A 17,097-nucleotide genomic window follows, 5' to 3' on the forward strand; every position below is an offset into this window, starting at 1 on the left:
CAAAATAGTGTATTGTTAAATCATGAAAGAATACACCTTAGGCAACAAATAGAACTATTGGTTTTGCCTTTTTATCTTATTTATGTTTTTGAGTTTATCTTTAGAATCATTCAGTTTAAAAATTGGAATACAGCTTATCGAAATATTTCATTTGAGCGAGAGTCTTATGCGAATGAATGTAACTTAGAATATCTCAAACATAGAAAGTTTTGGAGTTTTTTAAAGTATATTCGCAGGCATGATGTTTAGGCTCGAAAATAGTGTTAATCAACAAATAAAATTGCCTCATGAAGCAGGAGTTGAGTTGTTTCTAAAACGTGAAGATGGAATACATCCCTATGTCTCAGGTAACAAATATAGGAAGCTAAAATATAATTTAATCGAGGCTCAAAAAGAAGGTTTTGAAACATTATTGACTTTTGGAGGAGCTTATTCAAATCATATTGCTGCAGTAGCTGCAGCTGGCAAACAGATTGGATTTAAAACTATTGGTGTTATAAGGGGAGATGAGTTATTGGGGAAGGAATATGAGAATGCAACACTTAGTTTTGCAAAACAATGTGGTATGCAGTTTAAATATATCTCGCGCGAAGATTACAGAAATAAAACAAATGATTTATTTATTGAAAGCCTTCAAAATGAATTCGGTAGATTTTATTTAATTCCAGAAGGGGGTACAAACGATTTGGCAATAAAGGGTTGCGAAGAAATTTTAAACCAAGATGATACTTGTTTCGATTATATCTGTTGTTCCGTTGGAACAGGAGGTACTATCTCTGGACTTATAAATTGTTCAAAACCTAGTCAACAAGTTTTGGGTTTTCCGGCGTTAAAAGGTTCTTTTTTACATGAAGATATTAGTAAATTTGCAACAAAACCGAATTGGAAACTAATATCGGGTTATCATTTTGGAGGTTACGCTAAAATAAATGAAGAATTGGTGTCGTTTATAAACGAGTTTAAGTCTCTTTATAAAGTACCTCTTGATCCTGTTTACACAGGTAAAATGATGTTTGGTGTTTTTGATTTAATCGAAAAAAATTACTTTCCTAAAGGGTCTAGAATATTAGGAATTCATACAGGTGGATTGCAGGGAATTACAGGTATGAATAACGTTTTAAAAAGTAAAGGTTTATCTTTAATTGATATATAAATGAGTCGATTAGTTGTTATAGTTTTTATAAGTTTTTTAGCATTTAGTTGTGGCTCAAAGAAGGGTGTGGTCACTAAAAAAAATAAGTCGGAACCAGTTATTGAGCGCAAAGAACCAGTTTTAGCTGAAACATCTCCTAAAAAACCAGTACTAGTTAAAGAAACTTCAAAAGTATATGCCAATGCCACTGAAAAGTATATAGATACTTACAAAGAAATTGCTCAGAACGAAATGAAACTTTATGGAATTCCTGCTAGTATAACTTTGGCTCAAGGTATTTTAGAATCAGGTTCTGGTAAAGGTAGATTGTCGGTTAAGGCAAATAATCATTTTGGTATTAAATGTCATGATTGGACTGGTAAAAAGATATATCATGATGATGATAAAAAAGGAGAATGTTTTAGGAAGTATAATGATGCGAAATATTCATTTAGAGACCATTCGTTATTTTTATCTGAAAGAAAACGGTATGCTTTTTTATTTGATTTAAAGCAACATGACTATAAACGATGGGCTAAAGGTTTAAAATCTGCTGGATATGCCACAGATAGAAAATATCCAGAGAAACTTATAAGTTTAATTGAACGCTATAAACTTTATGAGTATGATAGAGCGTTGTTAGGTTTGGAAAATAATATTGCAAAAGATAATGAGTCGAGTAAATTATTATATACGGTTTCTAAAGGAGACACATTGTATTCGATTTCTAAAAAGTATAATACAACCGTACAAGAACTTCAACAAATAAATGGGTTAAAGGGTAACGACTTAGATATTGGTCAAATCTTATTGGTTCAACAATAACAATAAAAATTCATGATTTATCAAAGAAGCAGTGCCTTATTCTCTGAGGCAGAAAAAGTAATTCCTGGAGGTGTAAACTCACCTGTTAGAGCTTTTAAAGGAGTAGGAGGGACTCCTATTTTTGTAAAAGAAGCTAAAGGAGCTTATTTATACGATGAAGATGGCAATAGACTAATCGATTACATTAACTCTTGGGGGCCTATGATTTTAGGTCATGCTTTTGAGCCTGTTGTAAATGCAGTAGTTAGTAAAGCAAAAAAGGGAACTTCGTTTGGAATGCCTACAGAGATTGAAACTAAAATAGCAGAATTAGCGGTTTCAATGGTGCCTAATATTGATAAAATAAGGTTTGTTAATTCGGGAACAGAGGCTTGTATGAGTGCCGTAAGGTTGGCACGCGGTTTTACAGGAAAAGATAAAATTATAAAATTTAAGGGGTGTTATCATGGCCATAGCGATTCTTTTTTAATTCAAGCAGGTAGTGGGGCTAGTACTTTTGGTGTTCCTAATAGTCCTGGTGTGACTCAAGGGACAGCTAAAGATACTTTGCTGGCATCATATAATAACATTGAAGATGTTAAGCAATTAGTGACTTCTAATCAAAATGAAATAGCTTGTATTATTATTGAGCCTGTTGCTGGTAATATGGGATGTATACCACCACAGGATAATTTCCTGCAAGCATTAAGAACTATTTGTAATGAAAATGGTATTCTATTGATTTTTGATGAGGTAATGACTGGTTTTAGATTGGCTAGAGGTGGAGCGCAAGAATTGTTTAATATTAATGCAGATATTGTTTGTTTTGGAAAAGTAATTGGGGGTGGTTTACCTGTTGGTGCATTTGCAGCGAGAAATGAAATTATGAATCATTTAGCGCCACTAGGGCCAGTGTATCAAGCAGGAACTTTAAGTGGAAACCCGTTGGCAATGGCAGCTGGTTTGGCTATGTTAACAGAGTTAAATAATAATACTGAAATCTTTAATCGCTTAGCCGAAAAGACTGCCTATTTGCATAAAGGGATTTCGAAAGTTTTAAGAGAGAACAATATAGACCACACTATTAATAGACTAGGATCGATGATTTCCGTCCATTTTGATGAAGGCAAAGTAATAGATTTCGATTCGGCAGCTAAAGGCAATAACGATAGGTTTAAAAAATTCTTTCATGGCATGCTTGATGAAGGTGTTTATATTGCACCAAGTGCTTTTGAAACATGGTTTATAACAGATGCCTTATCTTATGAGGATTTAGATTTTACAATTGAAGCAGTTAGTAAAGTTGCTAAAATTTTATAGAAAAAGAAAAGAGGAATATTTCTAATGAAATACTCCTCTCTAACAAAAACTATAATCATCAAACTAAACTAAACCAATCTATTCTTGTTTTTTCTTTTTGTGCGGTTTTTTCTTGCCTTTCTGTTTTGCATTTGCTCTGGCTTGCGCTTTTTCCCATTTTGCAAATTGTTCTTCATTTAAAATCTCTTTCATTTTTGCTTTCATAGCAATTTTATGATCCAATAGAGCATTAGCCATCTTTAATCGATCTTCTTTCGAAGGTTTTTGAGCATCACCACTTTCTTTTTTTGCTTTACGACTTTCCATATGTGCTTTTCTAGTGGTAGCATTAGCTAAATTGATGTCATAAATTTCTTTTTGCTGTGATTCATTTAATTCTAAATGAAGTGTCATCTTTTTCGTTTTAAGATTAGCGATTTCTTCGGCACTTAAATTTTTCATTGCTTGCCCTTTCTTATGGCCATCTCTTTTAGGTTCTTGTGCCCCAACTTGAATGGCTAATAAGGCAACGATTATTAAAACAAGTTTTTTCATTTCTATAAATTTTATTGTTCAAGGTTTTGACTAAGTAATAATAGAAAGGTTTAACGCTAGTTCAATTTTAACGTTATATTAACATCATTCTAAGGTGAAGTGAGTTCCGAGAAAATTTATTTAGAGATAGGAATTTGAACGCTTAGCCCTGTTTGAAAATCGGGAGCGTTATTAACCGAAAAGTCTTCTTTGAAATAAAGAGATAGCTTAAATTTTGGACGGCCATATGTATAGATAAATGTCCAATCGGAAAGTGGATTATATAGAGTTTGCACGCCATGTTGCCAGCCACCATTTATTTCTCTCCATAAACCTCGCAGATGATAGTAACCAGCTTCTTCTTTTTTTCCATATCTGGATTGAATGTGGAAATTCACACTAAAGGCATGATAATTTTTTTGTTCAGTATATTTTGTGAATTCAACATCACTTTGCAAGCTTGCTAAGTATTTGTTTGTTCCTAAATCAATAAGATTGTCTCTAAAGTTTGCAAAGTTTTTTCGCAATAAACTAGCTCCTAAGCCAATATTAAATTCGTTGCCACTTTTTAGTTCAATTTTTTTGACAGCATTTGTGGAAATACCAATATCTACAGAAGCATTAAATTTAGAGGTATTAACACCTATATGACTTCCTATATTAAAAAACAAATTCCTAGTTTTATTAACTTTTAAAGTTGGATAATAAAAATGATTTAGTTCAATACCGCCCAAAAAGAAATCATTATTATTTAATTTAAGTGTTCTCCCGTTTCTATCAATATATTCAAAATTCACCTGGTTTAGCCCATAAAAACGTCTGCCGTAGGGATCTTCACCTCCAAAAACATTACTGTGAAACCACTCAATACTTTCATCGCTAGTAAAAAGAGAAAAGGGGTGTTTTCCTTTGGTAATTAGATACGATCTTAAAGTAATGCCCAACTCATGTTTTTTTGCTAAAGGAATATTTAGGTTGGCTCTAAACTCTTTAATAACCGCGTCGATAACAATATTAAGATAATCTGCAGGCGTTGTTTCTTGGTCAATAAAATTAAAACGGCGATCATGCCAAATGGTATTGCTTAATTTTTCTCTTACAGCAGGATCTTTTGGGTAATAAGCTTCCACAAAAGGATGAAAGTTGTTTCCGCTAGTATAGTTAAATGAAAGCATTTTTTGTTTAGGTGGAGCAATTTTGAAATTATTGTTTATTCTCGAACTAAAAATCCCAAAATGATGCGTTGCTAAAATGCTAGGCTTATCAATACCGTTTTTAAAAGTTAAACTATCCTTTTCTTGTCCAAGTAAGATAAAACTTGAAAAGCAGAATACAATAAGAAGCATTTTTTTAAGCATTGGGCAAAAATAGGTAAAGTTTAAAGAAATAATAATTATGCGTTTGTTAATTCTTTTTGAGCTTGTTTTATTAGGTCTAAAGTGGTTTTGTATAAATCTATTTTGTTCATTTTACTTTTTAACCAACTGTAAAAACTAATAACAAAAATATCTTCACGATGAGTTTCCTTCCAATGGAATGCGTTTTCTACCGTTTCTTTAAACTTGTTAGAGGTTATTAGTTCTGGGTTTTTATAATAATGTTCTACGAAACCTAAGTACGTTATTACGCGTTGTTGGTTGATGCTTCTTAGGTATGGATAATGGGTTCTTTTAAAACTTCGGAGTCTAGATTCTACTAAATCAATATTTTTGAGTTCAATGTGTAGTAAAATTTCTGTTAGGTTCTTTTTAATAACCCATTCTTTGCCTGCTTTTTCTATATACCATTTGTCTGTATGGTATAAGCTTGAAAGTATTTGATTCGCATTTTTAAAATTTCCTTTTTGAAAATAAAACATAATCAAACTTAAATATATATCTAATAGAGCTTCAGTATCTGCGTGCTTTTTTGTTATTAACGGCTCTAAAGTGTTAATTGCTAAATCTTGTTTATTACTGTAGTTTAAGTTTAATGCTATTAATAAATGGTATTTAAGATTGAAAGCATTGAAGTGTTTTTTCTTCTGAGATTGCATAAGGTCATACATTATTTCTAAGTATTCCTGAGACTCATTGAATTTTTTATTCCGAAATAAAGTATTTGCAATAGCATACAAAATATGAATATGATAATAAAGCTGTTTATCCCGATGTTTATGTTTTAGTATAGAATAATATGTATTAATTAAAAAGGGTTCTATTTTTAAATAATCTTTAGTTACAAAAGCAGAAATACTAGCAATTGTGATTAATTGATACAAAGATTTAAACGACATAGTGTCACTCAAGTTAATGTTATAATCTTGTAGTGTCTTGTTGAGTATGGTTTGAAAATCTAAAACTTCTCCTTTATATGAAATGTTGTTTAAGGTTTGTCTAATTTTTGCATACACAATATTAAGGTCGTCTTCTAATTGAATATTTTTTTGATTGCTTTTGAATTTTGAAATAAGTAAATCGATTTCTACTGAAGGATTTGCGTAAGCATATTGAATTTTGGTGTGGTAAATTTCGTTTAGAAGCGGAAATAAGTCGTGTTCAGTAGCTAATTTTTCGGCTTTATTTAAAACTTTATATGCGACTTTGTTTTGATTTTGTTGTAAAAATGATTTTGCAGCTAGTATGTATTTAATGATTAGCATATCAACAGAATTCTCTTCTTGTAAGCTTTGGTTTGCTGTAAAATCTATTAAAGATTGGTGTAACCGTTTCCTTAAAGCATGATAGGCATCTTTTTTTTGATTGCTGTAAAGTCTTGCGCAAATAGCGTTTGAGTTTAATTCATCTTTTAATAGTAGATTGAATAGCTTGGTGTTTTTAGTGTCGTTGCGTTTGTTCTTTTTTTCTAAATATGCGATAAATTGATGCTGTTCTTCAATTGATAATGTAGAAACTATATCTTTTAAATCATTCATTTAGTCGTCATTAAAAATTTTATTTTATCAATAAATATAGTAATAATTATATATAATGTATAAATTATATCGTCAGTATTGTTAAATATTTAAATTCCAAAATTGTTCTAAGTATTGCAATTTTGTCTTGTAATCATTAAAACAAATATTATGAATTATCAAACAACAGTTTCTATTGATGAAAAGTCAAAAGAAACAAAAATTAAAAAAGAAGCTGAAGTATATGATCAAAAGCCAACAGCGGCTTTTATAGGAGCGTCATGGTCTGCCTTGTTAATTGGTATGACCTCTTATTGTATTGGTTTATGGAATGCCGATATGATGCTGAATGAAAAAGGGTATTACTTTACTATACTGCTTTTTGGACTGTTTTCTGTTATTTCTGTTCAGAAGGCTGTAAGAGATAAGTTAGAAGATATTCCAGTTACCGAAATTTATTATAGCATAAGTTGGTTTACAACGGTAGCATCAATAACACTTCTTGTTATAGGATTATGGAATGCCGATTTGCTTTTAAGTGAAAAAGGTTTTTATGGTATGTCTTTTCTTTTGAGTCTGTTTTCAGCAATTGCAGTACAGAAAAATACGAGAGATGTACAATATATAGATAGAGCAAAAGTCGAAGACAAATAGGAGTTATATGACTAGAATCAAAACAAAAAAGATCTATGGGTTGTTTTGATGATTGGTTAGTTAATTAACCCAAAACCTCGTGGTAATGCTGCGAGGTTTTAAATAATTATCTTTAACAGATTAATAATAAAAACATGAATTCAAAAATTCTAAACGATATAAAAGAACTTGTTGAAGAGCAAGTCATTTCAAATAAAGTAGCCGCCAATATCGAAAACTATTATAAGTCTAAAAAAGCAGATTCACCAAATCGATTATTTACTGTTTTTGCCGTTTTAGGATCTACACTAGTTGGTCTTGGTATTATTTTAATTCTAGCTCATAATTGGGATGATTTTTCAAGAAGTATAAAAACAATTTTTGCTTTTGCGCCATTAATTATTGGGCAACTAATAGTAGGCTATACTATTTTAAAGAAGAAGAATACAACATGGCGAGAAGCCTCAGGAGTATTCTTGTTTTTTGCTGTAGGTGCTAGTATGGCTTTGGTGAGTCAAATTTATAATATCCCAGGAAATTTTAGCAGTTATATGCTAACGTGGATTTTACTCTGCGCACCATTAATTTATCTTTTAAAATCTAATGCATTAGCAATTCTACATATTGTTTTTACAACAAATTACGCTTGTGCTTTTGGGTATTTTAATGGTAACCAAACACCTTGGTTGTACATATTGCTATTAGCTATATTAATACCACATTACTATCTATTATTAAAAAACAAAAAGACACATAACATTACTTCAATTTTTAATTGGCTAATACCTTTAAGTGTTATTATTGTGTTAGGTGCTTTTGTTGATAGAACCGAAGAACTCGGTTTTTTAATGTATGTTATATTATTCGGGTTGTTATATAATATTGGGAAACTACCGTTTTTCGATAATCAAAAATTAAGACGAAATGGCCATTTAGTCTTAGGTTCTTTAGGAACTATTTATATGTTATTGTTAACAAGCTTCGAATGGCTCTGGAAAGATATTTTAAGACATGATATGGTATTTGGTACTCAAGAAATGTATGTGTCATTAATACTTTTTATAAGTACAATAGGTGTTTTGATTTTTTCATATTCAAAAAAATGGATTCAAAACTTCAACTTATTTCAATATGTATTTATACTTTTTTCAATCATCTTTTTTATTGGAATGTCAGGTAGTTTTGCTTCAATAGCACTAATAAATTTTTTAATACTAGCTCTAGGAATTCTTGCTATAAAGATTGGTGCAGATAAATTTCACTTTGGTATTTTAAATTATGGTTTACTAATAATAACAGCACTTATTGCTTGTCGATTTTTCGATACTAATATGAGTTTCGTAATAAGAGGTTTATTATTTGTAGGTGTTGGTGTTGGTTTCTTTTTTACCAATTATATCATGCTGAAAAGACAAAAATTGAATAAATAAAAGAAGATATATGAAAACAATACACATATTTATACTATTTATTGGCCTAGCAATAGCACAACTATTCGTGCCAGCACAAATGATTTTTAATAAAGAATCTATTATAAGCAACGGGGCAGCCTATAAGTTTAAAACGCAGCCAGTAGATCCTAGCGATCCTTATAGAGGTAAGTACATAAATTTAAATTATGATGTTAGAGCTTATAAAACTACAGACAGCATTTGGGAAAGAAAAGATAAAGTTTATGTTTATTTAGAAACAGATAGTTTAGGTTTTGCAAAAGTGTCTGAAGTTAGTAAAGAACCCTTAAACACATCTAAAGATTTTATTATTGCAGAAGTTGGCTGGTATAGTAAAATAGAACAAGAACTAAATTTTAACTTACCTTTTAATCGCTATTATATGGAGGAAACCAAAGCATATGATGCCGAGGTTGCTGTAAGAAATAATCAACGCGATTCATTGCCTAATAATACATATGCATTAGTGTATATTAAAAATGGAGAAGCGGTATTAAACGATGTTGTTATTAATGAAATTTCTATTAAAGATTATGTTGATAAAGTTGACTAAAATCAATAGAGTGAATTATTGTATATTAGTAATCTAAGGGTTTTATTATATGTCTTATTGGTTGCACATTATTATTGTAATTCTTATTGTTTATGTAATAATAAGCATTGCATTATACTACTTACAGGATTATTTATTATTCAAACCAGAAAAACTTTCTAAGGATTTTCAGTTTTATTATGAGAATCAAAATATAGAGGAACATAATTTAGAAACTAGAGATGGAGCTATTATAAATGGTATTCTATTTAAGCCAAAAAGCGAATCAAAAGGCATTGTTTTATACTTAAAGGGGAACTCTAAAAGTATTAAGGGCTGGGGTAAATTTGCTGTAGATTTTACCAGACATGGTTATAATGTCCTTATGGTAGATTATCGTGGGTTTGGTAAAAGCACAGGCAGACGCTCACAGAAAGCTATTAAAAGAGACTTGCAAGTTGTTTATAACAAGATAAAAGAGAAAACAACCGAAGACAGAATTGTATTATATGGACGTTCATTAGGCTCAGGGTTTGCTGCTAAATTAGCTTCAATGAATAACCCTAAAATGCTTATCCTAGATGCGCCGTATTACAGCTTAACTAAAGTTACTGCGCGATATGCTCCTTTTATGCCATTGTCGTTATTAATAAAATATCCGCTACCAACTTACAAATGGTTAAAGTATGTACAATGCCCTATCCATATTATTCATGGCACTAATGACAGTTTGATACCATATAAAACTAGTGTAAAATTATCGAAAGTAAATCCAAAACGCACTAAATTACACACCGTAATAGGGGGCGGACATAAGAACTTAAATAATTTTGAGTCCTATCATGAAATGATACATGATATCCTAAATTCTAAACCAGAACAAATAGATTTATCTACAACAAGTATTCATGTTAAACACAGTTCCAAGGCATCTAAAGCAAAAGCTTAAAAAGCTAGTTTTAATTATAGTAAGTCTATATGTTATGATTTCTGCATCCTTATATTTTATACAAGAAAGACTTTTGTTTTTACCAACGGTATTAGAAAAAGATTATAAGTTTAGTTTTAATTATAATTTTGAAGAAATAAATCTTGAAGCAACCGATGGGGCTAAGCTAAACGCACTTCATTTTAAAGTTGAAAACCCTAAAGGAGTTATCTTATATTTTCATGGTAATTCAGGCGATCTATCTCGTTGGGGAACTGTAGCAGAATTTTTTGTAGAAAAACAGTATAACGTCCTGATTATGGATTACAGAACCTATGGAAAAAGTAAGGGTAAACTTAATCAAGATGTATTCTATGAAGATGCAGAGATGTTTTATAGTTATTTGAAGAGTCAATACAAAGAAAGCCAAATTGCTGTGTATGGTCGTTCCTTAGGAACAGGTATAGCTACATATGTAGCTTCTAGAAATAATCCAAGTAAGTTGGTTTTAGAAACTCCTTATTATAGTATAGAAGATGTGGCACAATCTAGATTTCCTATGTTTCCAGTTAGGCTATTTCTTAAATATAAATTTCCAACCTATCAATTTATTGGTAGCGTAACTTGTCCTATTACCATGTTTCATGGAACAGAAGATATTATTATTCCTTATAGATCTGCTCAAAAATTCTACGAAGAGGCACCAAAAGACTTTACAGAGTTTGTGAAAATTGAAAGTGGAAATCATAATAATTTATCCAATTTCAGTTTGTATCAGCATCATATAAAAATACTATTTCCATAGTAACTCTTAAAAACCTTAACACTTCAGTTTATATATCTTAAAGAATTGATAATTATGTGTTAAACATATCTAAATCTTAGTAACCATTTTACTAAATAAGCGTCAATTTGTATTGAAATTAATTTATAAGATTATGGTACGATTAGCATTTATTTTAAGTTTGTTTGTTACTGCTAGTGCTTCTGCAACTATTAGTGAAATGACGCATGATTACGACACAATTCCAGAATACGAATTATCTTGTATTTTAGAAGATTCGATTTGTGATCAAGCCGATGAATTTGTAATAGAACTTGTTGAGTTTGAAGAGGACGTTACAATACCTTTTGATACAAAATTGTATTTACCAAAAGGGTTTAATCCTCTAAAAGGTAAGCACGATTTAGATTGGAATATAATTGAATTGGTTACCATAGATGAAGAAGTAGAAGTTTTAATCGATACAGAAAAATACCTTCCAAAAAACTTTAATCCATTAAAAGGATTACACGATATAGATTGGAATACAGTTGGACTTATTGAAATTGAAGAAGAAGTCGAATTAAATTTTAATACGAAAGATTATTTGCCTAAAAATTTCTGTGCATACTCTGGTATGGTCTAGAATTATTAGGTTAGTTAAGTTGTTAGTTTAGTTAGTTTAGTTAGTTAAAAAAATCCAGTAATTAATTTTACTGGATTTTTTTGTTAACCTAAATTTACTATTACTTTGTTAAGAAACGACTTCAACAAACAATCCATCGTCTGTTTTTTCTACTTTAGCTAGACTGTTTTTAGTTAGCTCCTTAATGGTTTTGTCCCATTTTTTATTTGACAAACCAGATTGAGCTTTTAAATCATTCAATCCTAATCGCTCAGCTTTTTTAAGTAACTCTAACAATGCTTTTCCTTCTTCACTAATTGCAGGGGCTTTTTTCTCTGGTCTCATTTGAGGAAAGAATAATACTTCTTGTATTGATTGATTATTGGTTAAAAACATAATAAGTCTATCCATGCCAATTCCCATACCAGATGTTGGAGGCATACCATATTCTAAAGCTCGTAAAAAATCGTGATCTATAAACTCGGTTGCCTCATCATCTCCTTTAGCAGCAAGTTTCAATTGATGCTCAAAACGTTCACGCTGGTCTATTGGGTCATTTAGTTCAGAATAAGCATTAGCAATTTCTTTACCACATACCATAAGTTCGAAACGTTCGGTTAGTTCTGGGTTTTCTCTGTGCTCTTTGCACAACGGACTCATCTCTTTAGGGTAATCTGTGATGTAGGTTGGCTGTATATAGTTACCTTCACATTTTTCACCAAAAATTTCATCAATCAATTTTCCTTTACCCATGGTAGCATCAACTTCTACACCTAAGTCTTTAGCGGCTTGCCTTATTTCATTTTCGCTCTTGCCTGTAATGTCAAATCCTGTAAAATGCTTTATAGAATCTGCCATTGTAACACGGGCATACGGTGCTTTAAAATCTATTTCATGCTCCCCAAAAGTAGCTTTTGTACTCCCATTTACAGCTACAGCACAATGTTCTAGTAAGCGTTCACAGAAATCCATCATCCAGTTGTAATCTTTGTAAGCTACATATATTTCCATGGCTGTGAATTCTGGATTATGTGTTCTATCCATACCTTCATTTCTAAAGTTTTTAGAAAACTCATAGACACCATCAAAACCTCCAACAATCAATCTTTTTAAATACAACTCATTCGCAATTCGCATATATAAAGGCACATCTAAAGCGTTGTGATGTGTTATAAACGGACGCGCCGCAGCACCACCTGGGATGGGTTGTAATACAGGAGTTTCTACTTCAAAATAACCAGCATCATTAAAAAATGAACGCATGGCATTAAATAATTTGGTTCGCTTAACAAATACTTCTTTTACTTGAGGGTTTACCACTAAATCGGCATAACGCTGTCTGTAGCGTTGCTCAGGATCGGTAAAAGCATCATACACCACACCGTCTTTTTCTTTTGGTAATGGAAGTGGTTTTAATGACTTACTTAATACTGTAAAATCTTTGACTTTAACTGTTTTTTCACCAACTTGCGTGGTAAATAATTCACCTTCAACACCAACAAAATCACCAAAGTCTAATAGTTTTTTAAAAACATCATTGTATTTGGTTTTGTCTTCATTTGGGCAAATTTCATCACGATTAAAATACACTTGAATTTTTCCTTCTGCATCTTGTAGTTGTGCAAAACTTGCTTTACCTTGAATTTTTATCATCATTAATCTTCCAGCAACAACAACCTGTTTGCCTTCTTCAAACTGTTCTTTTATCTGTTTTGAACTATGACTTACAGGATACAAATCTGCTGGGTAGGGATTAATCCCTAACTCGCGTAATTTCATTAACTTCTCTCTTCTAACAAGTTCTTGTTCCGATAATTGCGACATATTCTAAATGCTGTGTAAATTTTAATGTGCAAAGATAATCATTTGATTTACGATTTACGATTATTGATTTGGGATTTTTGATGACTATATCTATCTTAGATTTGTAACAAATGATTTGTTTTAGCGTCAAACTGGTAATCATCAATCATTAAAAAATCAATATGAGTTTTTGGAGAGTTTTACTGTCTATTATTTGTCCACCTTTAGCTGTTATAGATAAAGGTTGTGGGTCTATTTTTATTGTCTTCCTATTATGGCTTTGTGGCTGGGTGCCAGGTGTTATTGCAGCTTTAGTTATACTTAATAATCCTAAGAATTAAACCATTAAAATGTCGTAATTTTGCTGTCTATGAATAAGCAAATTGAGCTGCAAGATTTAGGTTTAAAAGACTACAAACAAACCTGGGATTACCAGGAACATTTGTTTAAAGGTATTGTTCAAACTAAAATTAAAAATAGGAGAGAAGAAGCTAATTTGCAGACAAGAAATTATTTCTTGTTTGTAGAACATCCACATGTTTATACTTTAGGTAAAAGTGGCGATATTTCGAATTTACTTGTTGATGAAGATCAATTGAAAGCCAAAAATGCAAGCTTTTATAAAGTGAATAGAGGAGGCGATATAACCTATCATGGGCCTGGACAAATTGTTGGTTATCCTATCTTAGACTTAGATAATTTTTTTACCGATATACATAAATATCTCCGGTTTCTTGAAGAAATGATTATTCTCACGCTGGCTGAATATGGTTTAAAAGCACAGCGTAGCGATGGAGAAACGGGGGTTTGGTTGGATGTAGGTACACCATTTGCAAGAAAAATATGTGCTATGGGAGTTCGTGCCAGTCGTTGGGTAACAATGCATGGTTTTGCTCTTAATGTTAATGCTAATTTAGGATATTTTGATTTAATGATTCCTTGTGGTATTAAAGGAAAAGCAGTTACTTCTCTTAATGTTGAATTAGGGGTTAAGCAAGTTGATGAAGCTGAGGTTAAAGAGAAATTACTAAAACATTTTAAAACCCTTTTTGAAGCAGAGTTTTATTAAAATTAAATGGTTCTCAATACTTCTCAGGTACGAAGGTCTGGTAGTTCATTGGTGGTCGCACATACGCCTTGTAATCTGGTAATTCTGGAAGTTCAATTGATTTTATATTCATCCTTTCATAAGGAATCTGGCTTAGAACATGACTTATGCAGTTTAAACGTGCTTTTTTCTTGTTGTCTGAGTTTACCACGTACCACGGGACTTGCTTAGTATCGGTATGTGCAAACATATTATCTTTTGCTTTAGAGTATTCTAACCAACGCGAACGCGATTCTAAATCCATTGGGCTAAATTTCCAACGTTTTAAAGGATTACTTATACGGTTTTTAAAACGCTTTTCTTGTTCTTCATCACTAACTGAAAACCAATATTTTAAAACGATAATGCCAGAACGTACAAGCATCCGCTCAAATTCTGGGCAAGAACGTAAAAATTCATTGTATTCCTCTTCTGTGCAAAACCCCATCACTTTTTCTACTCCAGCACGATTATACCAACTTCGGTCGAAAAGAGCAATCTCTCCTGCTGCAGGTAAATAATGAACATATCGCTGGAAATACCATTGTGTTTTTTCTCTTTCGGTGGGTACGCCTAAGGCAACCACTTTACAAATTCTTGGGTTGAGAGGTTCGGTAAAGCGTTTTATGGTGCCTCCTTTGCCAGAGGCATCTCTGCCTTCAAAAAGGATAACAACTTTTAACCCTTGCTTTTTAACCCACTCCTGAAGATGTACTAGTTCTGTATGTAATTTTGCTAATTCCTCGTCGTAGTTAAATTGGTTGTTTTTAGACATATATAAGGTATGTTAAAGGGAAATGACAAGTTAATAAAAAAATGAAAATCTAGCAGTCTAAATTTGCTAAAAACGAATATTTATATGGGTGTATATGTAGTTGTTTTTAACTATTTTCTGTATAGAAAATAGTCTTTTACAAGTGCTATATAAGCTTGCTTTGCCTTGTCTTGAGAGATGTTTTCAACTTGAAATAGGGCGTTTGTTTTAAAAGCATTTATTATAGGTTTTTTACTTTTAGGTCTACGGTAATTATTAGTGGCTTTTTTATAGTAGGCATATAGTTTAAGCAATGTGTCTGCAGGAAATGGATCAATATGAGCATTCACACGCTCAACAGCTTCATTAAATTCTATGTCTAAATCGGTACTATCCATTTGCTTCGGCAATAACACTCTCTCCGCCTTTTACTTTTTGATTAAGCTGTACTTTTATTTTTGTGCCTAAAGGTAAAAATAAATCGACTCTCGAACCAAATTTAATAAAACCAGAGTCATCGCCTTGCGTGGCTTTATCATTTTGTTTGGCATAGTTAACTATTCGTTTTGCTAATGCTCCAGCAATTTGCCTGTATAAAACTTTTCCGTAAGACTCATTTTCTACTACAACCGTTGTGCGCTCATTTTCTTCACTTGCTTTAGGATGCCATGCAACCAGATATTTCCCAGGATGATACTTGCTAAAAATAACATGACCTCCTATAGGGTAACGTGTTACGTGAACATTTAGTGGAGACATAAAAACACTTACTTGTAGGCGTTTGTCTTTAAAATATTCCTTTTCGAAAACTTCTTCAATTACTACCACTTTACCATCTACTGGAGAAACCACATGTTTATCGTTAAAAGCTGTATGACGTTTAGGGTTTCTAAAAAACTGCAGAATAAGCACTAGGAATATCAAGAGTGTAATCATGATTAATATTTGTAACCATTGAATAGTAATGAACCTATCTGCTAATAAAAATCCAGCTAAAATAGCTACAAATGTTATGGTAATGATTTTATGTCCTTCTTTATGAAACATACTTGAGTATTCTTAAAAATAAATAAATAAAAGGTGCTGCAAAAATAATACTATCTAACCTATCAAGCAATCCTCCATGCCCTGGCATAATAACACCACTATCTTTTACACTTGCTTGACGTTTAAATTTAGATTCTATTAAATCGCCAATTGTACCAAAAACACTAACAATGATAGCAATTATAAGCCAATTTGTAAAGCCTAAATTTTGAGTAAAGTTAGCAATAAAATAACTTGCTATACAAGAAAAGAATAAACCACCTAGAAAACCTTCAACAGTTTTTTTGGGTGAAATTTTCTCAAAGAGTTTTTGCTTACCAAAATTTTTACCAACAAAATAAGCAAACGAGTCATTAACCCAAACTAATATAAAAGCACCTAATAAAATACTTGGGTTATAGACTTCATAATAATTTGCTATTAATACCAAGAATACAAATCCACTGGAAAGATAAAAAGTTGTAAGAATGAAACGTTTTGATATAAAAAGCGGTATCCTTTTTTCTGAAAACAAATCTTTTATTAAAAAAAGCTCAACAAAAATGGTTAAAACCATTAGGATTTGTATAGCTTCATCAAAACCTTGATCGTAGTTTAAAACGAATTGCCAATAACCAAATACGGGATAAAGAATAACAAATATAAAAAAGGGTATAATGCTTTTAAGTTGAATAAGCTTATTGAATTCGACCAAACAAATGATTCCAAAAACAAAAAAAAGAATTAATGAGGCATGTTCGAAATTTAGACACACTATCAATAATGAAATATAAAGTAAACCTGATAGTCCTCTAATAAGAAATTCTTTCATT

19 protein-coding genes are annotated in these 17,097 nt (G+C 31.5%); 11 read left to right on the forward strand and 8 right to left on the reverse strand.

Translation table 11 applies throughout. The features are described from left to right. The first annotated feature begins 238 nt into the window (after positions 1 to 238). The 3 genes from Q0739_RS06670 to hemL are packed head-to-tail and all read left to right on the forward strand — an operon-like array spanning position 239 to position 3,256. Positions 239 to 1,153: a pyridoxal-phosphate dependent enzyme gene (locus Q0739_RS06670; RefSeq protein ID WP_298237927.1), complete on the forward strand. Its 915-nt coding sequence runs from the start codon at positions 239 to 241 to the stop codon at positions 1,151 to 1,153. Further along, positions 1,154 to 1,957 carry a glucosaminidase domain-containing protein gene (locus Q0739_RS06675; protein ID WP_298237928.1) on the forward strand — a complete coding sequence of 268 codons (804 nt, stop codon included), beginning with the start codon at positions 1,154 to 1,156 and terminating at the stop codon, positions 1,955 to 1,957. Between the two features lie 12 nt (positions 1,958 to 1,969). Further along, positions 1,970 to 3,256 carry a glutamate-1-semialdehyde 2,1-aminomutase gene (gene hemL / locus Q0739_RS06680; RefSeq protein WP_298237929.1) on the forward strand — a complete coding sequence of 429 codons (1,287 nt, stop codon included), beginning with the start codon at positions 1,970 to 1,972 and terminating at the stop codon, positions 3,254 to 3,256. Between the two features lie 78 nt (positions 3,257 to 3,334). Here hemL and Q0739_RS06685 read toward each other — a convergent pair whose 3' ends face one another. The 3 genes from Q0739_RS06685 to Q0739_RS06695 form a co-directional block, all read right to left on the reverse strand. Next, positions 3,335 to 3,790, reverse strand: coding sequence for a DUF4890 domain-containing protein (locus Q0739_RS06685; RefSeq protein ID WP_298237930.1), 456 nt, complete (start codon positions 3,788 to 3,790; stop codon positions 3,335 to 3,337). Positions 3,791 to 3,906: 116 nt separating this feature from the next. After that, positions 3,907 to 5,115 carry a hypothetical protein gene (locus Q0739_RS06690; protein ID WP_298237931.1) on the reverse strand — a complete coding sequence of 403 codons (1,209 nt, stop codon included), beginning with the start codon at positions 5,113 to 5,115 and terminating at the stop codon, positions 3,907 to 3,909. Positions 5,116 to 5,162: 47 nt separating this feature from the next. Further along, entirely contained in the window at positions 5,163 to 6,683 is a 1,521-nt protein-coding gene (locus Q0739_RS06695; RefSeq protein ID WP_298237932.1) for a hypothetical protein, read from the reverse strand. A gap of 150 nt (positions 6,684 to 6,833) precedes the next feature. On the opposite strand from Q0739_RS06695, the gene yiaA reads away from it, so the two are divergent. The 6 genes from yiaA to Q0739_RS06725 all read left to right on the forward strand — a co-directional run bounded on the left by yiaA (position 6,834) and on the right by Q0739_RS06725 (position 11,615). Continuing rightward, a complete protein-coding gene (gene yiaA, locus Q0739_RS06700; protein WP_298237933.1) occupies positions 6,834 to 7,316 on the forward strand; it encodes an inner membrane protein YiaA in 483 nt (160 codons plus the stop codon). 134 nt (positions 7,317 to 7,450) lie between these two features. Further along, positions 7,451 to 8,725: a DUF2157 domain-containing protein gene (locus tag Q0739_RS06705; protein ID WP_298237934.1), complete on the forward strand. Its 1,275-nt coding sequence runs from the start codon at positions 7,451 to 7,453 to the stop codon at positions 8,723 to 8,725. A gap of 10 nt (positions 8,726 to 8,735) precedes the next feature. Then, complete coding sequence (locus Q0739_RS06710; RefSeq protein WP_298237935.1) at positions 8,736 to 9,299, forward strand: GDYXXLXY domain-containing protein; 564 nt, start codon at positions 8,736 to 8,738, stop codon at positions 9,297 to 9,299. A 49-nt stretch (positions 9,300 to 9,348) separates the two neighbouring features. Beyond that, positions 9,349 to 10,227: an alpha/beta fold hydrolase gene (locus Q0739_RS06715; protein ID WP_298237936.1), complete on the forward strand. Its 879-nt coding sequence runs from the start codon at positions 9,349 to 9,351 to the stop codon at positions 10,225 to 10,227. Then, positions 10,187 to 11,011, forward strand: a complete 825-nt coding sequence (locus Q0739_RS06720) for an alpha/beta hydrolase (RefSeq protein ID WP_298237937.1) — start codon at positions 10,187 to 10,189, stop codon at positions 11,009 to 11,011. Before Q0739_RS06715 ends, Q0739_RS06720 begins: the two co-directional genes overlap by 41 nt. 133 nt (positions 11,012 to 11,144) lie before the next feature. Continuing rightward, positions 11,145 to 11,615, forward strand: coding sequence for a hypothetical protein (locus tag Q0739_RS06725; protein ID WP_298237938.1), 471 nt, complete (start codon positions 11,145 to 11,147; stop codon positions 11,613 to 11,615). A gap of 108 nt (positions 11,616 to 11,723) precedes the next feature. Here Q0739_RS06725 and lysS read toward each other — a convergent pair whose 3' ends face one another. Continuing rightward, positions 11,724 to 13,418: a lysine--tRNA ligase gene (lysS, locus tag Q0739_RS06730; protein WP_298237939.1), complete on the reverse strand. Its 1,695-nt coding sequence runs from the start codon at positions 13,416 to 13,418 to the stop codon at positions 11,724 to 11,726. A gap of 161 nt (positions 13,419 to 13,579) precedes the next feature. Between lysS and Q0739_RS06735 the strand changes: the two genes are divergently transcribed. Continuing rightward, positions 13,580 to 13,738 (forward strand): YqaE/Pmp3 family membrane protein, encoded by a 159-nt coding sequence (locus Q0739_RS06735; protein WP_209653349.1) that lies wholly within the window; start codon positions 13,580 to 13,582, stop codon positions 13,736 to 13,738. Positions 13,739 to 13,767: 29 nt separating this feature from the next. Then, the gene (lipB, locus tag Q0739_RS06740) at positions 13,768 to 14,466 is read left to right on the forward strand and encodes a lipoyl(octanoyl) transferase LipB (RefSeq protein ID WP_298237940.1); all 699 of its coding nucleotides are present in this window, start codon (positions 13,768 to 13,770) and stop codon (positions 14,464 to 14,466) included. A 13-nt stretch (positions 14,467 to 14,479) separates the two neighbouring features. Here the strand turns inward: lipB and ppk2 are convergent, their stop codons facing one another. The 4 genes from ppk2 to Q0739_RS06760 all read right to left on the reverse strand — a co-directional run bounded on the left by ppk2 (position 14,480) and on the right by Q0739_RS06760 (position 17,096). Continuing rightward, on the reverse strand, positions 14,480 to 15,259 hold the full coding sequence (gene ppk2, locus Q0739_RS06745) for a polyphosphate kinase 2 (protein ID WP_298237941.1): 780 nt from the start codon (positions 15,257 to 15,259) through the stop codon (positions 14,480 to 14,482). Positions 15,260 to 15,369: 110 nt separating this feature from the next. Further along, positions 15,370 to 15,636: an acyl-CoA-binding protein gene (locus Q0739_RS06750; protein WP_298237942.1), complete on the reverse strand. Its 267-nt coding sequence runs from the start codon at positions 15,634 to 15,636 to the stop codon at positions 15,370 to 15,372. After that, positions 15,629 to 16,285, reverse strand: coding sequence for a phosphatidylserine decarboxylase family protein (locus tag Q0739_RS06755; RefSeq protein ID WP_298237943.1), 657 nt, complete (start codon positions 16,283 to 16,285; stop codon positions 15,629 to 15,631). The genes Q0739_RS06750 and Q0739_RS06755 overlap by 8 nt, the downstream gene beginning before the upstream one ends. Further along, on the reverse strand, positions 16,275 to 17,096 hold the full coding sequence (locus tag Q0739_RS06760) for a phosphatidate cytidylyltransferase (RefSeq protein WP_298237944.1): 822 nt from the start codon (positions 17,094 to 17,096) through the stop codon (positions 16,275 to 16,277). Before Q0739_RS06760 ends, Q0739_RS06755 begins: the two co-directional genes overlap by 11 nt. Between the last annotated feature and the right edge of the window lies 1 nt (position 17,097).

Source organism: uncultured Algibacter sp., assembly GCF_947487605.1.
GTDB lineage: Bacteria > Bacteroidota > Bacteroidia > Flavobacteriales > Flavobacteriaceae > Algibacter_D.